This window comes from Henriciella marina DSM 19595, from assembly GCF_000376805.1.
Lineage (GTDB): Bacteria > Pseudomonadota > Alphaproteobacteria > Caulobacterales > Hyphomonadaceae > Henriciella > Henriciella marina.
Window position 1 is genome coordinate 2,924,149 of sequence record NZ_AQXT01000002.1, and the last position, 20,209, is coordinate 2,944,357.

The window sequence follows — 20,209 nt, forward strand, 5'->3', positions numbered from 1 at the left end:
TCAGGCTCTCTCTTCGTCTGTCTTCGCCCAGCGGGCGCTGTCGGTATAATCCTGCTGGCGCGGTTCTATCCAGCGGCTGCCAGTCGGGGTGAGTTCTTTTTTCCAGAAAACCGCTTCGGTCTTGAGGTAGTCCATAAGGAAGTCGGCGGCCTCGAAGGCGGCGCGTCTATGGGCAGACGCCGTCGCAACGAAAACGATCGGGTCGAACGGCTGCATGTCCCCTGTACGATGAATGACACGGACCGCATCGAGCGGCCATCGGGCGCGGGCCTGCGAGACGGCCGTTTCGATGCCGTTTTCCGTCATCGGCGAGTATGCCTGAAGGTGAAGTCCGGTCACCTCGCCGTCCGAGGCGGTGTCCCGCACAAGACCGGTGAAGCTGACAATTGCGCCAGCCCCGCGCGCTGCTGTCTCGAAGGCGGCAAGCGCCTCAGATGGGCGGAAAGGATCGGGGGAAAGCGTGATCATGGAAAGGCTTAGCCGCCACCTACGGGCGGCATGAAAGCGATTTCGTCGGTGGGCGCGACCGGATGTGGATCGACCACAATCTCGCTGTTCACCGCTAGCCTGACGCTCGCCTCGAGAAAGGCGCCATTTGCCGATTTGGCGTCGTCGAGCCAGCGCCGGAGCGCGGCTGTGTCTGTAATGTCCACGGGTATGTCGAGCGTTTCGGCGCCCGTGCCTGTAACATCGCTGAGCCGTCCGAAATAGAGGATATCAGCCATGGGCTCAGCCCCCTGTAACTGACATGTGGCGATCAAGGGCCGGGTCCTGATTGCGACGATCGATCGCGAAGTCATGACGTTCCGGCTTGGCGATGAGGGCCCGGTCCAGCGCCTCATCAAGCGCTGCCATTAGATCGTCGCTTTCTCTCAGGGCGGCGCGCAGGTCAATGTGATCATCCTGACCGAGGCACATATAGATGCGGCCCGTGCACGTAACGCGCACGCGGTTGCAGCCGGCGCAGAAATTATTGGTCAGCGGGGTAATGAAGCCGAGGCGGCCGCCGGTTTCGGCGATGCGGACATAGCGCGACGGGCCGCCATTGGTGTCGTTCGCCTCTTCAGGCGTCAGTGTCCAGCGGCGTTCCAGTTGGTCGCGGATGTCGAAAAGCGGGATGTACTGGTCGTAGCGATCCTCGCCGGTCAGGCCGAGTGGCATGACCTCAATCAGCGTCATGTCATGGCCGCGGGCATGGGCCCATTCGACCATTCTGGGGATTTCATCGGCGTTCTGATGGCGCAGGGCGACGGTGTTGATCTTGATCTTGAGGCCCGCATTCGCGCCTGCCTCAATGCCGCGCATGACCTTGTCATAGTCGCCGCGACGCGTGATCTGGTGGAACATGTCGGGATCGAGCGTATCGAGCGAGACGTTCACCCGGCGCACGCCAGCTGCGATGAGCGCTTCGGCATTCGCTTCAAGCTGCGTCGCATTGGTGGTGAGGGTGAGCTCATCGAGGCCATCGCCCAAACGCGCGCCCAGCCCTTCGAAAAGCCGCATGATATCTTTGCGGACCAGTGGCTCCCCGCCTGTGATACGGATCTTCCGGACACCGCGCCGGATGAAGGCATCGGCAACGGTCTGCATCTCATCGAGGCTGAGAAGATCCTTCTTGGGCAGGAAGGTCATATGCTCTGCCATGCAATAGGTGCAGCGAAGGTCGCAGCGGTCCGTGACCGACAGGCGGAGATAGCTGATCTCGCGTCCGAAGCGGTCGATAAGCGGGGCAGGCTTCAGGGCGGTATGTCCGTCAGGCATGCGTAAGTCCTTTCGCGCGATCAAGATCGGCGGTCGTGTCGATGTCCAGCGCGCGGTCAGGCGCAAGATCGACAGTGGCGGTATTGGAAAGCTGGTTGAAGAGCGACTTGGCGCCGGTGTCGCCAGAGAGCTTTGTCAGCGCATCAAACGTCGAATGATGGAAGATGGCAGGCGGGCAGAGGATACCGTCGACCTTGCTCATCGCGGCAGTACGGCCCTGCCTGAAGGCGTCTTTAAGGGCGTGAAGATGGGCGTCGTCGATGTGCGGCATGTCGGCGAGCAGGATGAGCGCAGCGTTTGCGCCTGTTTTCTGCGCGGCGCGAATACCGACGCTGAGCGATGTGGCCTGACCCTCGGCGGCGTCCGGGTTCTGGGCGACTTGCCAGCCAGATGCCGACAGCGCTTCAGCGCGGGGTGCATCGTCTGGGCCAACGATAGCGATGTTTCCGGCGGTCTGTTGCCCGTCCAGAAGATGGGCCGCGTGCTCGAGCACGGCTTTGCCGTCCAGCTTGGCCAGCAATTTGTCGCCATTCTCAAACCGGCGAGACTGTCCGGCGGCGAGAAGGATGAGCGCGGTGTCTGCAAAGGCTTTGCGAAGCGCGTCGTGATAGGCCGCGACGATCTCCGCCAGCACGGAAACCGCCAGCATCGAGGCATCGCGCATGGACGGGATGAGGCCGATCGGTCCGCGCACGCGTTCAAAGGCGACATCGGACACGCCATTGGCCTTCAGCGCTTCCCAGCGGCGGGCATGGGTTTTCCGGCTGCCGACAGCGCCGATATAGAAGGCCGGTCCGTCCAGCGCCTGTTTCAGCAGCGGGCCTTCCCAATGGGTGTCGTGGAACATCAGGATAAAGGCCGTCCACGCATCATCATTGGTGGTTGGAATGTCAGACGGCGTCTCAAGTGGGGTGACACGCTCGAAGCCCTGGTCCTTTGCCGCGGTGACGTCTTCGCCATCGCGAAGCTGGAGGTGAACATCAAGTCCTGCCGCATGTGCGACGCGGGCGAGGGCGAGGCAGTCGGCGCCGCGTCCGGCAATGCGCAGGCGAGGCTTGGGGACATAGACAGGCGCGAAGCCATCCAGCGGGTCAAGGTCCAGCCGTGCCGTCTTTCGCGACAGCAGCTGATCGCGAACGGACTTTAGGCTGGCGGTGTCGGCATCCGGAATGATCGTAACTTTGATCGCGCCGCCGCAGGGGAGCGGCAGGTCTGTGAAGGGCGAACCCGCGCCGTAGCGTAGCTGTTTGGCCTTGCCGGTGCGCAGCGTGTTCTGGGCCTGCAGGGCGACATCTGAATCGATGCACCCGCCAGAGATGTAGCCAGCAATTGCGCCAGCTTCATTCACGGCCATCAGGGCGCCGGGCGCACGCACGGCGCCGCCTTCGATTGCAGTGACCACGACAAGCGCCGCCGGGCCATCGGCTCGCCAGTCCAGCCATTGGCTGAGCACGTCTTCTGGATGTTCAGGATAGGTCTGCTGCATGGCCACGATGTGTTTCGTTCTAAACCATCATTTAGAACGAAGCCAGCCGAGTTCTAACCTTGAAGGCCGCAAAGGGCCTCGATGGATGACATCGAGGCGGTCTCAGCCGTTTCGGTCACGTCGCCATAGAGCGTGAGGACACGCTTGCCGAGATCGGTGAGCTCGGAGCCGCCGCCCGATGCCCCGCCATGCGATGACGCGATAAGCGGCTGCGCGAAGTCGGCTTTCATCTCATCGATAAGCTTCAGGGCGCGCGGGTAGGACATGGAGAGCGCCGCCGCGGCCTTGCTGATCGATCCTTCGCTGTCGATCGCGAGCAGGAGCGCCGCCTTGCCGGGGCCGAAACGGCCGCCATTCGGCAGGTCTATACGTACGCTGAGCTTTGCCTTGCCGGTCATCTGCGGACCCCCGGGGCCTCGAGGGTCAGGCCTTGTGCGCGTTTGGCGAGATAGAGCTCAACGGCGAGGTAGTCATCAGAGCCATAGTCGCGGGGCTGTGCCCGCACGCCCGCATCGCAGTCGCGCAGCCGTCTGTGGAGCGAGCCAAGCGATTGCCATTCGAGGCGGTAGGCCGGGAAGCCCGTGCCGTGGCCCTGACTGATCGTATCGCCGCGCAGTTTCTTGCCCCAATTGTCGTCATGGCACTGGGTGCAGGCGAGGTTGAACTGGCCCCGACGTGTCTCGAAATAGTCGCGTCCGCGGGCATACCAGTTGGCTGCGGCACCTTCGATATCGACGGAGATTGGCGCGCCGCGCGAAAGACTGGCGGTGTAGGCGGTCAGCGCGAGGAGATCGTCGCTTTCATATTCCAGCGGCTGAAGGCCTTGATGGCGGGTCCGGCAGAGATTGATCCGGCCTTCAATATTCACAAGGTCGCCGCTCTCTTCGTCGATCTGGGGATAGTGAGCCGCCGCGCCCGCAAGGGAGAGGCCGTCGTCATTGTGGCAGGTGCTGCAGGCCTTCCCGTCGGCAGGTGCTTCGGAGAAAAGCGCCTCGCCCCTGTCCACCCAGAGGAAGCCTGGATTGGCGAAGTCATCATCCTGAAGGGCCTGCGTCTGCGCCTGCAGGAAGTCATAGCCGGATTTGAGCGGGTCGGGGGCGCTATCGGCAGGCGCCGGACTTGTGTCCGGCTGGCATGCCACAAGAGACAGGATGGCTGAAATGGCGGCGAGGCGCTTCATTCCACCGTCAGCTCATGGGTCTCGGACCAGGTCTCGCCATTCTGGCCGGTCCATGTGAATGCGATGGGTCCGGACGCTGTGGCGCGGGTGTAGAAGGTGAGGATCGGATTGGCTGCAATTCCGGGTTTGAGCTCAGCCTCGAAAACGGTCTCGCCATCATAGGTGACTTCAAAGCTCTTGATGATGTCCTGTTCGATCGCCTTGCCATCAGGGCCGCTTCGATACCCGGTTTCCATAGGGTGCTGGATCAACGCCTTCAGCTCGATGATTTCGCCGCGGCTTGCGGTGTCCGGGGCGGCTATGCGGATGGTTGCCATTTTTCTGTCTCCCTACCCGATCAGGCAGGCGGCGAGTGTCACCACCGTGCTCGCGGAGCCGTGCCAGAGTGTCCCGTCGCTCATCTCGGCGACGGCCCTGATACGCTGCGTGCCCGCCATCCGGATACGTGTCGAGACCTCAGCCTTACCGGCGCGGGCCCCAAGTTTGAACAGTGCGACTTCGGCGACCGGATTACGCGGCGAGATGATGGCCATGCGTGTCACATGGTTCTTACGCGTCATCGGGCTTTCGGCAGAGATGGTGATGGCGACCGAGTTTCCGTTCTCTGCGATTGGCGGCAGATCGACGGTTACGCGGCCCTCATTGAGGGGTTTGTCGCCGAAAATCTCGCGGATCGCAGCGTCAGCATCTGCGGCATCGGCCACCGCGCCAAGCGGGAGGGAGGCGGCAACGAGACCGGCCGCGCCGGTGAGCAGGAATGCGCGCCGGGCGATGATGAGGGGTGTTTTGCCTGTCGCTGTCATGTCTGTTCACCATCAAGTGTTGCGAGGTAAGCCACGAGATCCTCGATCTGCTGGGCATCGAGCGCGGGCTCGCCTCTATATTCATCGCCGACCTGATTAAGGCCGTCTGCTCGATAATATGAGGGCATTACCGTTTCTGGCCAGAGGCGCTGCGCGTCTGCGATGCGAAGACGGACCTGGCCCTCGCTCAGCCGCGCGCCAACCAGAGTGAGATCTGGACCGACACTTCCCTGAAATTCCGTGTCCAGTTGTTGGGCTGCGTGGCAAAGGACGCAGTGGCCTTGCGCGCGCTCGGTGAACACAGCCTCGCCTCTCGTCGCATCCCCTTTGAGGCCAAGAAGTGGCGCGTTGATCGCGTCGCCTTCGATCTCTGCCGGAGTAGCAAGCCGAACGTCTGCCTCTGAGCTGCAGGCGGCGAGGCAGCAGACAATAAGCGGAAAAGCTACGAGCCTCATCCAAATGTCTGACGGGTGATCTGTTTGAACCAGGCTTCCGCTTCTGCCGCTTCTGCGGCCCGGATGGCGGGCGCAGCACCTGCGGGGCTGAGACCGCCTGCGCCGTCCATGCTGGAGAGTTTGCCGTCTGCGTTCGAGTAGACGCCGGTGATCGAGACGGCCGCGTCAGGCGTGACGTAGGAATAGCAGGTATTGGCCAGCACGGTCGGCTCAATGGCGGCGCCGCTGAGGTCGCGCGCAATTTGAAGCGCGCAGAGTTTGGCCTGCAGGTTGGCGGAGAATGCCGACTTTGGCATCGGGGCCGCAATGGTCGCGTCTCCGATGACGTAGATGTTGTCTTGAAGCGTAGACGAGAAATCGACCGGATTGATCGGGCACCAGCCGGTCTGGTCGGCGACGCCTGCGCGGGCCGCAATCTCTCCGGCCTTCTGAGGCGGGATGACGTTGGCGACATCGGCTTTGTAGGTGTCGAAATCTGTCGAGAGCGTCATGGCTGCCGGATCAACGGAGACGACGCGGCCGAAGTCGCTCGCGCCGACCCATTGCAGATGATCTGGATAGTGCTGCGCCCACGCTTCCAGAAAGAGCGGCTGCTTGGAGAACTGGTCCTTGGCGTCAAGGATTATGAGCTTCGAGGCTGGCTTCTGCGTCTTGAGATAATGCGCGATCAGGCTGGCGCGTTCATATGGGCCGGGCGGACAGCGATAGGGGGCGGCGGGGACCGACATGACGACGAGGCCGCCGTCTTCCATCGCCTCGAGTTGATCGCGTAGCAGCGTTGTCTGCGGCCCGGCTTTCCAGGCATGCGGCATCACCTGCTGCGCGTCTGGTCCATAGCCTTCGAGCGCGTCCCAGCGGATATCGATCCCCGGGGACAGGATGAGCCGGTCATAGGACAGGGTGTCGCTAGAGCCGAGCGTCACGGTGCGGGCGGATGGATCGACGTCTTCGGCTCTCTCTTGAATAACATTGATGCCTTCGGTTTTCAGCCTGTCGTAGCCGAACGTCTGCGCGCTCATTTCGCGCAGACCTCCGATGACGAGGTTGCTGAACGGACAGGCTGTGTAGGTCGCCTGCGGCTCGATCAGCGTGACGTCGGCGTCGGCTATGTAGGTCTTGAGGAAACGGGCTGCTGTTGCCCCGCCAAAGCCGCCGCCGATGACCACCAGACGAGGGCGGGGTTGCGCAAGCGCGGGCGAACCTATGAAGGGCAGGGCGGCGGCGCCCGCCAGTCCGGCGAGCAAGCTTCGTCGCTGCGGGGTCCAGACCATTAGTGGGTCTCCTCAAGCGTTGAGAGATACCTGCTGACGGCGGCTATCTCATTGTCGCTATAGCCGCGCATCAGCCTGTGCATGACGGTCGTGCCACTCGCATCTTGCTTGTAGGAGAGGAGCCGTGCCTCAAGCTCTTCGTGGGTCAGCACGCCGTAGTCCGGAATGGCCTCACCCTCGCCGCCATGACAGCCAGAGCATGTCAGCGCGAGGCTTTTGCCGGGATCGATGGCTGCTGAGGGGTCTGCGGCGGACTGCGCCACATTCTCTGGCTGCGGGTCCGCCTGCGCGATGTTCGGCTCACCGCTACAGGCCGCCAGCAAAAAGCCCGCTGCCGCGGCGAACGCGGCAACGGGCGAAGTCATCTTACGATCAGACCTCACGCTTTCCTCAGGTCTTGGTCCTTTACAGGCATGCGGCGGATACGCTTGCCGGTGGCGGCATAAATGGCGTTGAGCACGGCCGGCGCTGCGACAGCGATCGTCGGTTCGCCAACGCCGCCCCAGAAACCGCCGGACGGCATGACGATGGTCTCGACTTCCGGCATGTCGCGCACGCGCATCGAGTCGTAGGTGTCGAAATTGGTTTCCTGCACCTCGCCATTCTCGAAGGTGATCTCTTCGAAGAGCGCTGCCGATAGGCCGTAGACGAAGGAGCCAGCAACCTGTGCATCGATCTGCTGCGGATTGACGGCATAGCCGGGATCGGTCGCGGCAACGATGCGGTGGATCTTCAGGCGGCCTTCATCGCTGACGGTCACCTCGGCACAGGCGGCTGTATAGCTGCCGAACGAGTAGAAGACACAAAGCCCGCGGGCCTTGCCGTCATCGCTGCCCCAGCCGGATTTCTCCGCCACGGCATTGAGAACAGCGGCCATCTGTGGGCTGTCTTTCAGATAGTCCAGCCTGAATTCGAGCGGGTCGCGGCCCGCTGCGTGGGCCATCTCGTCCATGAAGCATTCAAGATAGATGGCGTTCTGGTTGGCGTTCACACCGCGCCAGAAACCCGGCCGGACCGGCGGGTTGCGCATGGCATGGTCCACCTTCAGGGCTGGGAAGGTGTATTTCAGGGTCTGGTCTTCAGCCCGCGCATCCATCCCGCTCGGAAGGAGGCCCTGGAAGACATATGGGTCCATCCCGTTCATCAGCGCCTGCGGCATCAGACCTGCGAGGATCGACTGTCCCGCAAGTCGGATCTTCATGCCGATCAGATTGCCATCAGCGTCGAGAGCACCCTGACAGCGCGCCTGCGTGGTCGGGTGATAGAAGCCATGCTTCATGTCTTCTTCGCGCGACCAGAGAAGCTTGACCGGTGTGCCGGGCATCTCCTTGGCGATGTTCACGACCTGGGTGACATAGTCGCTCATCCCGCGCCGCCCAAAACCGCCGCCGAGATGGATCTTGTAGACGTCGCACTGCTCGATAGGCAGGCCAGCGGCCTCTGACGCGGCGCCGAGTGCGGCCTCGCCATTCTGTGTCGGGCACCAGACTTCGCATTTGTCCTCGGTCCAGATCGCCGTCGCATTCATCGGCTCCATGCAGGCATGGTTCTGGTTCGGGACGCGATAGGTTGCTTCGACGGTCTGGGCAGCATTGGAAAATGCGCTGTCGACATCGCCTGCGGTATTACCAACAAAGGCCTCATCAGATGTCAGCGCCTCTTCGAGGCTTTCATCAAATGCAGCGCTCGAATAATCGGAGCCTTCGCCATCGGTCCATTCGACCTGTAGCGCATCGAGCGCCGTCTTTGCCTGCCACCAATAGTCGGCGACGACCGCGACAGAGCGGTCATCGACACGGACGACCTTGCGGACGCCTGGCATCGAGGTCACGGCGCTCTCATCATAAGAGGCGAGCGTTGCGCCGCGTTTTGGGGCCTGAAGGATGGCCGCATTGACCATGCCCTCCATCTGAAGGTCCGCACCGTACTTCTGCGCACCCGTGACCTTTTCTTTCGTGTCGAGACGGAGGACGGGCTGCCCGACCAGTTTCCATTCTGACGGGTCCTTGACTTTCACACCGGTTGGCGGCGTGAGCTTGCTGGCGGCGTCGGCCACTTCGCCAAACCGCAGTTCCTTGCCTGAGGCTCCATGCGTGATGACGCCCTTGGAGACCGAACATTCGCCGATCGGAACGCCCCATTGATCAGCAGCCGCCTGGGTCAGCATGACCCGTGCGACGGCGCCGCCTTCGCGGACATAATCAACGCTGGCGCGGATACCTTGCGAGCCACCGGTTGAGAAGTCGCGCCAGACGCGGTCGCGCGCGAGATTTTCGCCGGGTGTTGGATATTCGGTGACGACCTTGTCCCAGTCGCATTCAAGCTCTTCAGCGACGAGCTGGGCGAGGCCTGTCAGCGTGCCCTGGCCCATCTCGGAGCGGGCGATCCGGATCGTGACAACATCGTCATTGCCGACATGGACCCATGCATTGACCTCTGGGTTCGGGGCCGCGTTTGCAGCTTGGTCGGCGTCGGGCGCGTCATCTGACCCGCCAGAACAGGAGGCCAGGATGCCGATTGAAAGCCCGGCGGCGCCAGTGCCGATAATGAAATTGCGGCGTGAAAGCCTGATCGTGTCAGCCATGTGTCTGCCCTCCCTCAGGCTTTCGTCTTGGCAAGGTGGACACCCTTGCGGACCCGGGCGAGTGTACCGCACCGGCAGATATTGGTGACCTGAGCGTCGATGTCGTCATCGGTCGGGTCAGGCGTGTTGTTCAGAAGGCCGGCGACGGCCATGATCATGCCAGGCTGGCAATAGCCGCACTGGGGGATGTCCATCTCGACCCAGGCCTGCTGGACCGGATGGCTTCCATCCTCCGAGAGGCCCTCAATCGTCGTGATCTCTTCGGCACCAGAGAGGGCGCCAACCGGGTACGTACATGAGCGTACGGCCTGGCCATCGATATGGATCGTGCAGGTGCCGCACTGGGCGATCCCGCACCCATATTTGGCGCCGGTAAGGCCCAGATGCTCACGAAGCACCCACAGAAGCGGTGTGCTGTCGTCGGCGTCGACGGTGACTGATTTTCCGTTGACCTTGATATCTGCCATGCGCTGATCCTCCTCTCGCATTGCGAACAGGCACCAGCATCAAACGCCTTGACGTTTATGGATGGGCAGACCGCAATTTCAGACGCAAGTCTTCATCGCGGCAGCAATCCATTCCCTCAGCCGGACCTTCACGCAGATAAGCCTAGCGCGCTTGCCCCCACCCGACCAGCGACGCGGCCAAAAAAATCGATCACATCTGGTTGAGGCGGCAGATCAGCTTCCGCCATCGACACGCAGGATGGTGCCCGTGGTGAAACTGGAGGCCTCACTGGCAAGACAGAGCGCGGCGGTGACGATCTCTTCAGGCCTGCCGGGGCGGCCAAGCGCGTTGTCGGCTTTTTCCCGCATCTGTTCGGGCCACGCTTTCGAAATATCGGTCAGGAAAGGCCCGGCCGAAATCGTGTTGACGCGAACCTTTGGTCCGTACTCGCGGGCGAACGAGACGGTCATCGCATTCAGCGCGGCCTTGGCGCCGCTATAGGGCACAACCTCCGGCAGCGGCATGAGCGCACCGGTTGACGAGATGTTGATGATGACCCCGCCATCGCCGTCTGCCATGCGCTTGCCGATCTGCGAGCCGATCCTGAACGGGCCCTTGAAGTTGAGGTTCAGGACGCTGTCGAACAGGGTTTCCGGCACCTCATGGCTCGGGACGCGCGGGCTCATCCCGGCATTGTTGATGAGGATGTCGACCTTGCCGAACGCCTTATAGACTTGCTCGATCATCGGGTCGATTTCTTCCCACTTGCCGCAATGGGCGCTGAGCGCGAGCGCTTTCCTGCCGAGTGCGCGAACCTCTTCGGCAACCTCCTCGCAGGCATCCAGCTTGCGGCTGACGATGATTACGTCGGCGCCCTGCTGCGCGAACGCCTTTACCATCTCATAGCCGAGCCCCCGGCTGCCCCCTGTCACCAGAACAGTCTTGCCCGTGAAATCAAACAGTCGGCTTGCAAGGTCGGCCATCTTGTCTCTCCCTTTGATTTTCGCAGAAGGTATCCGGGAAGCCGGGGCCAAGACAATCGGGCTGGAGGCTTTCCCGCGCGGCAGGCGCTCGACATCAGGTCCCCAATCCTCCTAGGGTCTGCTCATGTTAAAAATGGAGAGCATGTCCGTGCGCCAGACCATCATCGGTTTCCTCATCACCGCCCTTTTCAGCCTGTCCTCGGTGGCAAGCGCGCAAGACGTTTCGATGAGCGGCTTCATCGATATGGAAGTCACTGATGAGAACAAGGTGCTGGCGACCCTGCCGGCCCCCGGCGATGACGGGGTCATGCTGCGGATGATCCATGCGGTGCGGCTCAAGGCGGGCCTCGGCTCCAACCCTGTCGGGCTTGACCGCGGATGGGGCTCGAGCGGAGAGATCCTGGCCTTTCGCAAGATTGGCAACCGCGTCCTGCTGGAAGTTGAAAACCAGACCTATCGCGCAAACCCGGAAAATCCGCTCGAAGCGCGCGCGGTTGCAGAAAGCTTTGCCAATTCCTTCGTTGGAGAGGCAGAGATCACCGCGCAGGAAGGCGGAAATGTTACCTTCGATCTGACAAGCTTTCTGGTCGCTGACAGCCTTAATCTGGTCCAGCATCTGAAGGACGCAGAGCAGGGCACGTTCACCGTCGCGGAAAAGCGCTCGCTTGTGGACCCCGACAATATTCTCGTCTTCCCCGACAATGTGGAAGTCGATGTCTTCCTGACGCTGTCGAGCAAGGACCCTGGCCGCGAAGTGGCGACGACGGCGGCGAGCGGGAATGACGTGACGCTGGTTCAGCATCATTCCTTCGTCCGCCTGCCGGAAGAGGGGTACACACCGCTCGCATCTGATCCGCGTGCAGGTGTCATTGACCAGATCTATTTCGATTACAGTGCCGCCCTCGATGAGCCAGTGGTCAAGCGGCTGGCGCGTCGTTACCGCCTGCAGAAGAACGCCGATGGCGAGACAATCAATCCCATCACTTTCTACATCGATAGCGGTGCGCCGGTACAGATCCAGGAGGCCCTTCTCGATGGGGCGCGCTGGTGGGGAGATGGGTTCGCCGCAGCCGGCTATCCGGATGGCTACCGTGTTGAAATCCTGCCGGAAGACGCCCATCCGCTCGATATCCGGTACAATGTGGTCCAGTGGGTCCATCGCCAGACGCGCGGCTGGTCCTATGGCGGCGGCATTTCCGACCCGCGCACGGGCGAAATGCTGAAAGGTCATGTCATCCTCGGGTCGCTCCGGGTGCGGCAGGACCGGATGATCTTTGAAGGGCTGGCAGGGACGGGAGAGACCGGAACAGGATCGAACAATGATCCAGTTGAGCTGGCCTTGGCACGTATTCGCCAGCTTTCAGCCCATGAGATCGGCCATGCGCTTGGCTTCCAGCACAATTTCGCGGCCAGCACCTATGGCAAAGGCTCTGTCATGGATTACCCGGCGCCCGACGTCCGGGTGAAGCGTGGCGAGCTCGATTTCAGCAATGTCTATGGTGTCGGCATCGGCGCATGGGACAAGTTCACGGCGACGTGGCTTTACGGCGACCTTACCGGCGAAGAGCGTGATGCGATGGTGCTCGAGGCGCGCTCCGACGGGCTGATCTATGTCGCCGATCAGGATGCGCGCAGTGCTGCCACGGGCCATCCGCTCGGCAACATCTGGGACAATGGAAGCGACCCGGTAGATGCGCTTCGTGAGACGCTCGAGATCCGCCGGATCGCGCTTGAGAGTTTTGGGCCTGACCGCGTCGCGCAAGGCCAGCCGATTTCAGACCTCAATGATGTGATCGTGCCGATCTATCTCTATCACCGCTATCAGACGGCGGCGGCCGCCAAGCTGATTGGCGGGATGAGTTTCAACTATGCCGAGCGCGGTGACGGCCAGCCGGCGGCGTCTATCGTTTCGCCTGAGCGGCAGATGGAAGCGCTTGATATCTTGCTGGAAACTGTTGATCCGGCGCGGCTCGACCTGCCGGACGATGTGCTGGCGCTGCTTACACCCGGCATGGCGAATTACGAGCTGGCCGACTGGGACCGGGAGAGGTTTGCGGGGGCGGCCAGCCCGGCTTTTGATGTTGTGTCGGCAGCTGACACGGCAGCGGCAACGACGTTCAGCATTCTTCTTGAGCCGCAGCGTGTTGCACGCTTGATCGAATTTCATCGTCGCGACCCCGAAAATCCCGGTGTCTCCACGGTGCTTGGGCGGGTCCAGGAGGGTGTCTTGGCGAGCGCTCCGTCGGCGCGCACCCGCCCGATCGCAGAGGCGGTCCGGGCCCGGTACGCTTTCTCGCTGATGGACCTTGCCGCCGCTGATACGACCGTCGCGGTGAAGGCCGCGGCAGAAGCCGGACTGCGCGACCTTTCCGAAGCGCTTGGAAGCACAAGCGGTGATCATGCGGCCTGGCTGCAGGCGCGTATTGAGGACTTCCTTGAGGCCCCGGCTGATGTGAACCCGCCTGCCATTGAGGCGGAGGCGCTGCCACCTGGCGGGCCGATTGGGTTTACGCCTTATGAGACCTGCTGGCACTGCGAGTAGCGCGCGAAAAGGTGGCTGTCATTGATCGCTTGTGGCGAAGAAGGCCTGCCAGCGTTTGAGGCCGTCTTCATTATAGGTCCGCATCGTGTCGACCATTTTCAGGAAGCCTGCCTGATCGGCGAGGTCGGGCGGCAGGAGCGGGTCGTAATTGATCAGGCGAATGACGGCCTGACCGATGAGCAGCGTCTCACGGGCCGCGTCCGGGACCGGCAGGTCTGGTAGTCCAGCGAGGCTGGTCTCCATTGCGGTGGTCGCTTCCTCATAGGTTGCCGCGAGCGCTTCGGTGGACCACAGGGTTCGCCAGTCTGAGGGAGCTGGTGCGCTGATCCTGTCGGCGTGAACGAGCAGAATGTCGGGGTCGGCGCCAATCGCGATCAGCTCCTCCCGGTGCTCATCTAGCGCAAGCGCCAGATTGGCCGGGCGGGTCCAGACGCCTTCCGGCGTGCGGCGGTAGCCTGAAAGACCAAGCGCCCTTTCGCGGGCCCCGAGCTGCTTGCGGTCGGTGCGCCCGAGGTGCTGGGTCAGCGCGATCAGCCAGCTGCCGCTCCAGGGGGCGATCTTGTGCTCGACGTTCTGCCAGTCCTGCAGCCTGCGAATGAGCGAGCGTGATCTGGGTCCCGGCTGGTAAAGGCCGCGTGACGGGCTTTCCAGAAGGTCCTCTTTCAGAAGGCGGGTGACCGCCACGCGCAGGGTCGACGCCCCAACGTCGAAGAGGCCGCCCGCCTGTATCAGCCGCGAGATCGATTCTGGCTCATCGCGGCGACTGCTCAGGAGAGACAGGACAAGCGCGCGCGCCGACATGCTGGTTTTCTCGAGAGGCTTAAAATAATACGACATTTGACAATTAGTGCTTATAAATGTAATAAAGAAGAAACGCCAGGGATCAGGAGTTCGCTCATGCAACAGGGTATGAAGCTTTCGCAAGCGCTCACAAAGGCTGAGCTGCGCGCCTTTCAGAAAAAGTCGAATATCCGCGCCCTTGGCGGCTTGGTGTTCAACTGGGCGATCATCGCGCTAGCCTTTGCCATTGCGATCATCTGGACCAATCCGCTGACGATCCTGGCAGGTATCGTGATCCTTGGCGGGCGCCAGCTTGGCCTTGGCGTGATGAACCATGATTGCGCGCATCACGCTTTCTTCAAGAGCCCGAAGGTTGATGAGTTTGTCGGTCACTGGCTGGCCGGCGCGCCGATGAATACATCGCTCAAGGCCTACCGTGCCTATCATCTGAAGCACCACAAATATGCTGGCACACCCGATGATCCCGATATCGGTTTCGTGAAGAATTACCCGGTGTCCAAGGACAGCCTGAAGCGAAAATTCATTCGCGACTTCACCGGCCAGACCGGGTTTCGCGATACGATGAATGATTTCAAGAAGTTCAAGCTTTCGCGCAATTACCCTTGGCTGATGTTCCACTTCGCTTTGCTTGGCACGCTGACACTGGTTGGCGCGCCATGGGCGTATCTGATGTGGTGGGCAGCGCGCCTCTTTGTTTTCCCGGCCATCGTACGCCTTCGCCAGATTGGGGAGCATGGCACCGCGCTCGACCGCACCAGCCTTGATGCGCGTTTGAATACGGGGACCACGGTCGCACCGCTCTGGCAGCGGCTCATCGTGGCGCCGAATGACGTGAACTATCACCTGGAGCATCATCTGCTGGCCAGCGTGCCGCCCTACAGGCTGGGCCGCCTGCACAGGCTGCTGGCAGAGCGTGGCTATTATGAAGGCTATGACTGCATTTCGAAGGACTATTTCGACGTTATACGCCGGGCCATGAAGCCTAATGAGCCGCGCATGGTAGCCGCCGAGTAGGTCTCTGTCAGGCCGCGCCTTCGATATCGACAGCCCGGCCGTCGACCCGGGCCTTTACGCCGAAGATGTCCGCCAGACGCGCTTCGGTCAGTGTTTCTTCGGTCGGGCCATCCGCCTGAATACGGGCATCCTTCATCCAGATCATGCGGCTGGCATAGCGCGAAGCGAGCGGTATGTGGTGAAGTACGACGAGGGCGCCGCCGCCTGCTGCAACGTATTGCTGGATGATGTCCATGATGCGGAACTGGTGACGCGGGTCCAGCGCTGCCACGGGCTCATCGGCAATCAGCAATCCAGCCTCGGATGCAAAGGCGCGGGCACAATGAACGCGGGCGAGCTCGCCGCCTGAGAGCGTGTCTGTCTGACGGTCTGCGAGAGGGCAGAGTCCGCATTTCGTCAGCGCGCGGTTTACGGCCTCGCGGTCCTCATCACCCAGCCTTCCCGGCGCGGCGCCATAGGCATACCGGCCGAGCGCGACGACATCGCGGACCGTGTTTGGCCAGGCAAGCGGGCGCTGCTGGGGGAGGTAGGCAACGCGGCGGGCGCGCTGCATCGGCGCAAGCTTTGCGCTATCATCGCCATCCAGCGTTGCCGTGCCAGAGCTGGTCTTTTCAAGGCCCAGCGATGCGCGAAGCAAGCTGGTCTTGCCAGCGCCGTTTGGGCCAAGGAGCGCGACAAGTTCGCCCGGCCCGACGCGGAAGCTTGCGTCTTCCACCAGCACCGCGCCCTGCGTTTTCACGCCGAGGCCTTTTACGACAAGCTCAGTCATGAATGGCGCGCCTTCCCATCGCGATCCAGATGAAGGCGGGCGCGCCGATCAGCGCCGCGACAACGCCGAGCTTCAGCTCATTCGTGGTTGGCATGATACGCACGCCAATGTCCGCCAGCACCAGGATGAGCCCGGCCAGCAAAGCAGACGGGACGAGCGAGCGGGCTGGATCATGGTTCACGAAGGGCCGGATCGTGTGAGGCGCGACGATGCCGACAAAGCCGATGGCGCCCGCAAGGGCGACAGAGCCGCCGGTCGCGATCCCGGCACCCAGCACGGTCAGAATACGTTGGTTGCGGAGGTTAAGGCCGACGCCGCTTGCAGCTTCTTCGCCGAGCGTGAGCGCCGAAAGCCCCCGGCGCGAGAGAAGCAGGATGGCGGTGCCTGCGATGAGGAAAGGTGCGGCAAAGCCAAGCTCGCGGAAGCTGCGATTGGCGACGGAGCCGAGCATCCAGTTGATCATGTCAGACAGGGTGAAAGGGTTCGGCGCGAGGTTCATCAGGAGGCTCATCGCAGCGCCCGCAAAGGACGAAATGCCGACACCGATCAGGATGAGGGTGACGACCGACCGGGTCTTGATGGCGGCAAGCGCGATGAGGGTGGTTGCGACTAACGCGCCGACGATAGCGGCCAGTGGCAGGATCCATGGCGAGAGGGCGGCGAGGCCATAATAGATCGAAAAGGTCGCAAAGAGGGAAGCCGAGGCGGAGACACCAAGGACGCCCGGTTCGGCGAGCGGGTTGCGCAGGAGACCCTGAAGCGCTGCGCCGCTGATGCCGAGGGCTGCGCCGACAAGCAATGCGGCAAGCGCGCGGGGCAGGCGGATCTGCCAGACCACGATCCTGTCACCAGCCTCGCCGCCGCCAAAGAGCGCGGCGAGCACGCGGTCAGGCGACATGGGTGTGGATCCAAGAAGACAGGCGGCGAATACCGCCAGCAGGCACGCTGCGGCGAGACCGGGGATGAGAAGGCGGTGCGCCGTCAAGATGCGTCCTCCCCTGCCAGAGCTTCGATCGCGTCCATAAGAAACCACGCGCCGCAGGCCGTCCAGGCGCCCTCGACTGGCACGGTCCTTTCCGGGGTCAGTTGCTCGCGTGCGATGGGGTGGTTCGACGCGCTCCAGATATCGGGCGTGAAGCCGCCGCGACTGGCGAACTGGGCCGGAACGACAATGTCGGGCTTTTCGCGTGTCAGACGCTCTAGCGGAAGCGGGTTCCAGCCAGGGGTGTCCTGGTAATTTTGAAGCCCTGCCGCAAGCAGCATCTCATGCACGAGTGAACCCGGGCCGGAGGTGACGCCGCCGGAGGCCATGTAAAGGGCGGTTTTCTTTTCGCTGCGCTGCTGCACCGCCGCCAGACGGCGGCGGAAATCCTCGATCAGACGCGCGCCGCGTTCGGGCTGGCCGAGACCATCGGCCATATGCTCGATCACGCCGGGGATGGAGGTCAGGCCTTCGCCGTCGATGCTGGACGTCCAGCCGACGTTCAGAACCGGCACGCCCGCCTGTTCAAAGAAGCTTTCTGCGTTTGGCCCGCCGCCATAGGAGCGGACGATGAGGTCAGGCTTGAGGACAAGAACGCTTTCGGCGTCGGCCCGCACCGTTGGAAACGCTTTGGCCGTTTCGCGCATATAAGAGAAGCTGCCAGTGCCACCGGGGGAGATCGCCAGGATCTGCTCGGGGTCGGCAAGTTTGAGGACATACTGGTCGGCGCAATAGTCCAGGCTGACGATCCGCATGGGCCGCTCAGCCGCCTGCTGGGGGGGAGGTGCAGGGGGCTTGCCGCATGCTGTTGCCGCAAGCGCGGCAAGAAGGATCGCCAGCCTGATCATTTATCGCAGCTTCAGGCCGATGAACGCGCCAGCGCCCGGGCCGCGATACCCGAAGACGTCGGTGACATCCTTATCAAAGAGGTTGCTGCCGCGCAGTGTGATGGCGAGGCGTTCGGTGACAGGAATCTCTGCTGTGAGAGAGGCCAGCGTATAGGCGTCCAGGCTCACGCGCCGCGAGGGGAATGACCCGAAGTCGAAGTCATCCTGCTCACCGACATAATCGAGTGCAGCACCGATGCGCAGGCCGTTATCGTTGACCCGCCAATTGGCGGCGAGGCTTGCCGTATCTGCAGGCACGCGGATTTCGTCACTGCCATCATCGGCTTCGCTGTCGATGGACGTGAACTGCCCCGAAATGTCGAGACGGTCGGTCGGTGTCCACCTAGCCGCCAATTCGAGCCCCGAGCGCTTGCTGTCGCCCGCCCGGTTCGCTGCGGTCGACATGAAGGTGGGGGTGAAGGCGGTGTAGATCTCGTCTTCGAGCTCTGCCTCGAAATAGGTGATCGAGGCGGTGAAGCGTTCCCAGCTCTGGTCCCAGCCGATTTCCCAGCTGGTGGATTTTTCAGGCTGAAGATCAGGATTTCCGATGAAGCTGCCGGGATAGAAGCCGAACAGTTCGGTAAAGGTCGGGTTCTTGACCCCGGTCCCTGCAGAGGCCCGAAGGCGCCCGCCAAAGCCGAAGCTGTAGGCTGCGCCGGTCCGCCATGTGGCCGCGTCGTCAAAGCGGCCATCATTGTCGTCGAAGCGTGCGGATGCGTTGGCCGTGAAGGCGTCGATTTCGACGCGGTATTCAGCGGCGAGGCCAGTGGTCTCGAAGCTTTGCGACTGGTTCGGATCGCCGAAGGCAAGGTCTGTGGATTGGCGCTCATAGTCTTCGCTCTCATGGTCGACGAGGGCGCTGAGTGTGTGCTGGACCGTGTCATCGCCGAACGAGACCGAGGGGCTCCAGGAGAGCTTGGTGCGCTGGCCATTGGTTGAGTCTGTGTACGTGCCATCCGCCAGATTGGTGCGGTCGACTTCATTGTAATTGGCGCGGAAGATATGATCGAGCGCGCCTGTCTTGCCGGTCAGCGCCGCGCCGAGGATCACCTGTTCGCTTTCGGTTTCGCGGTCGACATTGTTGAGGAGGCCGTCGAAATCAGTATCGGAATCGAACTGGGAGTCGGCCTCGCGATAGGTGGCGAGCGCGGAAATGTTCCAGTTTTCACCAAGCGCCGCGCCCGCCCGGGCAAGCACGGTCCGGTTGGACGAGCCGTCCTTTTCGCCATCGAGGCCAGCGCTGTCGACGCCGTCGGTCGTGTAGCCGGAAACGGCCCCGCCAAAGCTGTAGCGGTCCTCTGCAATGTTGAAGCCTGCGGACCCGTTCAGGGTGTCGCGGGAGCCTGCTTCGATCTCTGCATTGAAACCGCCAGTGTCGGCTGTCTCAAAAGCGATGACACCGCCGACAGCGTCAGAGCCATAGAGGGAGGATTGCTCGCCGCGCAGAACTTCGACGCGGTCAATATCCAGCCCGGAGAGGAGCCCGAAATCTGTCTCGCCGGTGACCGGGTCCGAGAACTCGACACCGTCGAGGAAGACAAGCGTGTGATTGGCCTCTGCGCCGCGCACGCGCACCTGCGTCAGCCCGCCAAGTGAGCCGGAGCGCGAGATGGCGACGCCCGGCACAGCGCGCAGCTGGTCTGCGATAAAGGGCGTGTCGCGGATGGCGAGGTCATCTTCGGTGAGGATGGCGACATCTTCGGTCAGCGTGTCTGTGGCAACAGGCTGGAGGCCGGATACGGTGACGGTGTCGAGGCGTCGCTCATCGAGTGTCTGGGCAGAGGTGAGGGGGGTAAAAGCGATAAGGGCCGAACCGGCCAACAAGGTTAGTCTGAACATAAAAAATGCTCCGCGGGGCGCACCATGGGTGCGCATTACAAGACGAAGCTGCGCCATGGGGCACAGCTGACGAATTGTCGTGAAACGGAGAAAGCTCCGCCGCCCGCTGGCTTTTCCCGGCCTTGGGCAAACGACGCGATGGCAGGTTTCCTGGCTCGCCGATCAACGCTTCTGGCCGTCTTCCCGGGGCTTTCACCCCAGTGACATACTGGCCATCAGCTCCTGGCTGACAGTTGCGGGTACAGCACCGGATTTGCACCGGCTTCCCTCTTAGCCCCCGGTCAAGGGAGGCACCATCTGCGGCTGGTCATGTTGCAAGTGCGAATGGGTGTCAATAGCGCGAATTTATTGCGCCCACTCACCCGTTTGGGTGATGCGGCCCAATTCTGGCCCGCCTAGCATGGC

The 20,209-nt window shown here is 62.3% G+C and carries 21 protein-coding genes and 1 riboswitch; of the genes, 2 read left to right on the top strand and 19 right to left on the bottom strand.

Annotated features, from left to right (window positions below; genetic code table 11):
* From F550_RS0114605 to F550_RS0114670, 14 genes are all read right to left on the bottom strand, one after another.
* Window positions 1–468, bottom strand: a complete 468-nt coding sequence (locus F550_RS0114605) for a molybdenum cofactor biosynthesis protein MoaE (protein WP_018149320.1) — start codon at window positions 466–468, stop codon at window positions 1–3.
* Between the two features lie 8 nt (window positions 469–476).
* Entirely contained in the window at window positions 477–725 is a 249-nt protein-coding gene (locus tag F550_RS0114610; RefSeq protein WP_018149321.1) for a MoaD/ThiS family protein, read from the bottom strand.
* A gap of 4 nt (window positions 726–729) precedes the next feature.
* The gene (moaA, locus tag F550_RS0114615) at window positions 730–1,761 is read right to left on the bottom strand and encodes a GTP 3',8-cyclase MoaA (RefSeq protein WP_018149322.1); all 1,032 of its coding nucleotides are present in this window, start codon (window positions 1,759–1,761) and stop codon (window positions 730–732) included.
* Entirely contained in the window at window positions 1,754–3,247 is a 1,494-nt protein-coding gene (locus tag F550_RS0114620; RefSeq protein ID WP_018149323.1) for an NTP transferase domain-containing protein, read from the bottom strand. Before F550_RS0114620 ends, moaA begins: the two co-directional genes overlap by 8 nt.
* Before the next feature lie 53 nt (window positions 3,248–3,300).
* Window positions 3,301–3,645, bottom strand: coding sequence for a winged helix-turn-helix domain-containing protein (locus F550_RS0114625; protein WP_018149324.1), 345 nt, complete (start codon window positions 3,643–3,645; stop codon window positions 3,301–3,303).
* Complete coding sequence (gene soxA, locus F550_RS0114630) at window positions 3,642–4,427, bottom strand: sulfur oxidation c-type cytochrome SoxA (RefSeq protein WP_018149325.1); 786 nt, start codon at window positions 4,425–4,427, stop codon at window positions 3,642–3,644. Before soxA ends, F550_RS0114625 begins: the two co-directional genes overlap by 4 nt.
* A complete protein-coding gene (gene soxZ / locus F550_RS0114635; RefSeq protein WP_018149326.1) occupies window positions 4,424–4,744 on the bottom strand; it encodes a thiosulfate oxidation carrier complex protein SoxZ in 321 nt (106 codons plus the stop codon). The genes soxA and soxZ overlap by 4 nt, the downstream gene beginning before the upstream one ends.
* 12 nt (window positions 4,745–4,756) lie before the next feature.
* The gene (locus F550_RS0114640) at window positions 4,757–5,230 is read right to left on the bottom strand and encodes a thiosulfate oxidation carrier protein SoxY (protein WP_018149327.1); all 474 of its coding nucleotides are present in this window, start codon (window positions 5,228–5,230) and stop codon (window positions 4,757–4,759) included.
* A complete protein-coding gene (gene soxX / locus F550_RS0114645; RefSeq protein WP_018149328.1) occupies window positions 5,227–5,685 on the bottom strand; it encodes a sulfur oxidation c-type cytochrome SoxX in 459 nt (152 codons plus the stop codon). Before soxX ends, F550_RS0114640 begins: the two co-directional genes overlap by 4 nt.
* Window positions 5,682–6,956 (bottom strand): NAD(P)/FAD-dependent oxidoreductase, encoded by a 1,275-nt coding sequence (locus F550_RS0114650; protein WP_018149329.1) that lies wholly within the window; start codon window positions 6,954–6,956, stop codon window positions 5,682–5,684. The genes soxX and F550_RS0114650 overlap by 4 nt, the downstream gene beginning before the upstream one ends.
* Window positions 6,956–7,321 carry a c-type cytochrome gene (locus F550_RS18015; RefSeq protein WP_018149330.1) on the bottom strand — a complete coding sequence of 122 codons (366 nt, stop codon included), beginning with the start codon at window positions 7,319–7,321 and terminating at the stop codon, window positions 6,956–6,958. Before F550_RS18015 ends, F550_RS0114650 begins: the two co-directional genes overlap by 1 nt.
* Before the next feature lie 14 nt (window positions 7,322–7,335).
* Complete coding sequence (locus F550_RS0114660; RefSeq protein ID WP_018149331.1) at window positions 7,336–9,540, bottom strand: xanthine dehydrogenase family protein molybdopterin-binding subunit; 2,205 nt, start codon at window positions 9,538–9,540, stop codon at window positions 7,336–7,338.
* A gap of 14 nt (window positions 9,541–9,554) precedes the next feature.
* Window positions 9,555–10,007, bottom strand: coding sequence for a (2Fe-2S)-binding protein (locus tag F550_RS0114665; RefSeq protein ID WP_018149332.1), 453 nt, complete (start codon window positions 10,005–10,007; stop codon window positions 9,555–9,557).
* Between the two features lie 213 nt (window positions 10,008–10,220).
* Window positions 10,221–10,970 (bottom strand): SDR family NAD(P)-dependent oxidoreductase, encoded by a 750-nt coding sequence (locus F550_RS0114670; protein WP_018149333.1) that lies wholly within the window; start codon window positions 10,968–10,970, stop codon window positions 10,221–10,223.
* A 148-nt stretch (window positions 10,971–11,118) separates the two neighbouring features.
* Between F550_RS0114670 and F550_RS0114675 the strand changes: the two genes are divergently transcribed.
* Complete coding sequence (locus F550_RS0114675; protein ID WP_169332277.1) at window positions 11,119–13,512, top strand: zinc-dependent metalloprotease; 2,394 nt, start codon at window positions 11,119–11,121, stop codon at window positions 13,510–13,512.
* Window positions 13,513–13,530: 18 nt separating this feature from the next.
* On the opposite strand, the gene F550_RS0114680 is transcribed toward F550_RS0114675, so the two are convergent.
* Window positions 13,531–14,349, bottom strand: a complete 819-nt coding sequence (locus F550_RS0114680) for a hypothetical protein (RefSeq protein ID WP_233349038.1) — start codon at window positions 14,347–14,349, stop codon at window positions 13,531–13,533.
* A gap of 60 nt (window positions 14,350–14,409) precedes the next feature.
* On the opposite strand from F550_RS0114680, the gene F550_RS0114685 reads away from it, so the two are divergent.
* Window positions 14,410–15,327: a fatty acid desaturase family protein gene (locus F550_RS0114685; RefSeq protein WP_018149336.1), complete on the top strand. Its 918-nt coding sequence runs from the start codon at window positions 14,410–14,412 to the stop codon at window positions 15,325–15,327.
* Between the two features lie 7 nt (window positions 15,328–15,334).
* Here the strand turns inward: F550_RS0114685 and F550_RS0114690 are convergent, their stop codons facing one another.
* The 4 genes from F550_RS0114690 to F550_RS0114705 are packed head-to-tail and all read right to left on the bottom strand — an operon-like array spanning window position 15,335 to window position 19,804.
* Window positions 15,335–16,096 (bottom strand): ABC transporter ATP-binding protein, encoded by a 762-nt coding sequence (locus F550_RS0114690; RefSeq protein ID WP_018149337.1) that lies wholly within the window; start codon window positions 16,094–16,096, stop codon window positions 15,335–15,337.
* A complete protein-coding gene (locus tag F550_RS0114695) occupies window positions 16,089–17,081 on the bottom strand; it encodes a FecCD family ABC transporter permease (RefSeq protein WP_018149338.1) in 993 nt (330 codons plus the stop codon). Before F550_RS0114695 ends, F550_RS0114690 begins: the two co-directional genes overlap by 8 nt.
* Window positions 17,078–17,926 carry an ABC transporter substrate-binding protein gene (locus F550_RS0114700; protein WP_018149339.1) on the bottom strand — a complete coding sequence of 283 codons (849 nt, stop codon included), beginning with the start codon at window positions 17,924–17,926 and terminating at the stop codon, window positions 17,078–17,080. Before F550_RS0114700 ends, F550_RS0114695 begins: the two co-directional genes overlap by 4 nt.
* Window positions 17,927–19,804 carry a TonB-dependent receptor plug domain-containing protein gene (locus tag F550_RS0114705; RefSeq protein WP_083911008.1) on the bottom strand — a complete coding sequence of 626 codons (1,878 nt, stop codon included), beginning with the start codon at window positions 19,802–19,804 and terminating at the stop codon, window positions 17,927–17,929.
* 122 nt (window positions 19,805–19,926) lie between these two features.
* Window positions 19,927–20,117, bottom strand: a riboswitch (cobalamin riboswitch).
* Window positions 20,118–20,209: the final 92 nt, after the last annotated feature.

Bases quoted from the DNA above. Each gene is read 5' to 3' on its own strand.
- F550_RS0114700 (WP_018149339.1), bottom strand. From the start codon at position 17,926: ATGATCAGGCTGGCGATCCTTCTTGCCGCGCTTGCGGCAACAGCATGC.
- moaA (WP_018149322.1), bottom strand. From the start codon at position 1,761: ATGCCTGACGGACATACCGCCCTGAAGCCTGCCCCGCTTATCGACCGC.
- F550_RS0114680 (WP_233349038.1), bottom strand. From the start codon at position 14,349: ATGTCGTATTATTTTAAGCCTCTCGAGAAAACCAGCATGTCGGCGCGC.
- F550_RS0114605 (WP_018149320.1), bottom strand. From the start codon at position 468: ATGATCACGCTTTCCCCCGATCCTTTCCGCCCATCTGAGGCGCTTGCC.
- soxA (WP_018149325.1), bottom strand. From the start codon at position 4,427: ATGAAGCGCCTCGCCGCCATTTCAGCCATCCTGTCTCTTGTGGCATGC.
- soxZ (WP_018149326.1), bottom strand. From the start codon at position 4,744: ATGGCAACCATCCGCATAGCCGCCCCGGACACCGCAAGCCGCGGCGAA.
- F550_RS0114660 (WP_018149331.1), bottom strand. From the start codon at position 9,540: ATGGCTGACACGATCAGGCTTTCACGCCGCAATTTCATTATCGGCACT.
- F550_RS0114665 (WP_018149332.1), bottom strand. From the start codon at position 10,007: ATGGCAGATATCAAGGTCAACGGAAAATCAGTCACCGTCGACGCCGAC.
- F550_RS0114690 (WP_018149337.1), bottom strand. From the start codon at position 16,096: ATGACTGAGCTTGTCGTAAAAGGCCTCGGCGTGAAAACGCAGGGCGCG.
- soxX (WP_018149328.1), bottom strand. From the start codon at position 5,685: ATGAGGCTCGTAGCTTTTCCGCTTATTGTCTGCTGCCTCGCCGCCTGC.
- F550_RS18015 (WP_018149330.1), bottom strand. From the start codon at position 7,321: ATGACTTCGCCCGTTGCCGCGTTCGCCGCGGCAGCGGGCTTTTTGCTG.
- F550_RS0114670 (WP_018149333.1), bottom strand. From the start codon at position 10,970: ATGGCCGACCTTGCAAGCCGACTGTTTGATTTCACGGGCAAGACTGTT.
- F550_RS0114685 (WP_018149336.1), top strand. From the start codon at position 14,410: ATGCAACAGGGTATGAAGCTTTCGCAAGCGCTCACAAAGGCTGAGCTG.
- F550_RS0114620 (WP_018149323.1), bottom strand. From the start codon at position 3,247: ATGCAGCAGACCTATCCTGAACATCCAGAAGACGTGCTCAGCCAATGG.
- F550_RS0114705 (WP_083911008.1), bottom strand. From the start codon at position 19,804: ATGTTCAGACTAACCTTGTTGGCCGGTTCGGCCCTTATCGCTTTTACC.
- F550_RS0114625 (WP_018149324.1), bottom strand. From the start codon at position 3,645: ATGACCGGCAAGGCAAAGCTCAGCGTACGTATAGACCTGCCGAATGGC.
- F550_RS0114650 (WP_018149329.1), bottom strand. From the start codon at position 6,956: ATGGTCTGGACCCCGCAGCGACGAAGCTTGCTCGCCGGACTGGCGGGC.
- F550_RS0114640 (WP_018149327.1), bottom strand. From the start codon at position 5,230: ATGACAGCGACAGGCAAAACACCCCTCATCATCGCCCGGCGCGCATTC.
- F550_RS0114610 (WP_018149321.1), bottom strand. From the start codon at position 725: ATGGCTGATATCCTCTATTTCGGACGGCTCAGCGATGTTACAGGCACG.